The organism is Paraburkholderia diazotrophica, from assembly GCF_900108945.1.
Lineage (GTDB): Bacteria > Pseudomonadota > Gammaproteobacteria > Burkholderiales > Burkholderiaceae > Paraburkholderia > Paraburkholderia diazotrophica.
In genome coordinates this window covers 1-1675 of sequence record NZ_FNYE01000104.1, presented here as the reverse complement: position 1 = coordinate 1675, position 1675 = coordinate 1, and the positions used below count along the sequence as shown (strand labels likewise).

Annotated in this window: 1 protein-coding gene; it reads left to right on the top strand. The window is 57.1% G+C overall.

Annotated elements, in window-relative coordinates:
* Positions 1 to 521: 521 nt before the first annotated feature.
* Positions 522 to 1675: amino acid permease (locus BMW76_RS40030; protein ID WP_090874172.1), on the top strand; the 1154-nt coding region annotated here is incomplete at its 3' end.

The window sequence follows — 1675 nt, the reverse complement described above, 5'->3', positions numbered from 1 at the left end:
AGGGGCATGGGTACATGCGCGCAAACCTTGGCTGTCCGCGTTCCACCGTGGACGAAGCAATTCGCCGTCTGACCACCGCGCTCGCTGAACTCTGAGCAGCAATTGGCGAGAGAGAGCTGGCGTCCCGCTCGACGACAGTGCGCAAAGAGGATCGATGCGTGGTCGCATCCGCCAACATGCGATGTCCTGAGCCCATGCTAACGCCGGAAGCGGCCGTGGCACTGGACTACGGTGCACGGGCGCGCCACCTTTAGACGACGTACATCGGACTGCGCGATTGGTTTGATCATCGACGCTGCGAGAAGCGATGTGTGCTGGAACCTGAGACAGCAAATTGTGTAATTAGGATAACGATAAGAATAAAGAGCCTGCTCAGATAAAGAAACTGACTATGGCTCAAAAGGAGCGATGCATTGCGGTGCATTGCGGTGTTCGCGCCAGGCTTTCCACGGCCACAGCGTGCGATCAAACCCTCTTTCCAACCTAAAAAGCAACATTCGATTAACTTCCTTGGAGGCGACATGAGCAACAACATCGAAGCACAGGCATACGAGCGGGAGGATCTGAAAAGAGATCTTAAGAACCGCCATATCCAGATGATTGCCATCGGCGGCGCAATTGGCACAGGACTGTTCTACGGATCTTCCTGGGCAATCAGAACAGCTGGTCCGGCCATTCTGCTGGTCTTTCTGCTTGCCGCTATCGCCATCTATTTCGTCATGCGGGCACTCGGTGAAATGGCCGTGGAAGAGCCGGTGTCCGGCTCCTACGTGTCGTATTCGAACCGCTACATTCACCGCTTCGCAGGCTTTCTGAACGGCTGGAACGCATTCATCTTTCTGCTCGCCACCAGTGCGGCCGACCTGAATGCGTTGGGCAGTTACGTTCATTTCTGGTTCCCGCACATTCCGATCTGGGTGACGGCCGGCGCCGCGGTATCGCTGATGTTTGTTGTCAATATCATCGGCGTCAAGATATACGGTGAGGCGGAGTTCTGGTTCTCGCTCGTCAAGGTGATCGCGATCGTCGCCATGATCATCTTTGGCGTCGGCATGATCGTGTTTGGCATTGGCAACAACGGCGTGCCCGTCGGTTATCACAACCTGGTCGACCACGGCGGATTCTTTGCCAAGGGGGCGAGCGGCACATTCCTCGCGGTCGTGATGGTCGCGTTCTCGTTCGGCGGTGTCGAAAATCTCGGTCTCGCGGCCGGCGAAGCGAAGGATGTCAAAACGACGATGCCGAAGGCCGTCAATGCCACGTTCTGGCGACTGCTGATTTTCTACGTCGGTGCGATCGCGGTCCTGTTGATGGTATTCCCGTGGACGGCGTTGACGACGAAGGGTAGCCCGTTCGTCGAGGTCTTCACGAAGATCGGCATTCCGGCCGCAGCGAGCATCATGAACCTGGTCGTGATCATGGCGGTGCTGTCGGCGGTCAATGCGAGCGTGTTCACCAATAGCCGCACGTTCTACAACCTGTCGCTGCAGAAGAACGCACCGGCCTTTCTCGGCGTCACCAATTCACGCAAGGTGCCGCACCGCGCAATCCTGATGGTGTTTGCCGCGATGTTCGCGGGCGTGCTGCTGAACTACATCATGCCTGAGCAGGCGTTCGAACTGTTTTCTTCGGTGACGGTGTTCGCGCTGGTCTGTGCGTGGGGCTCCATCGTCAT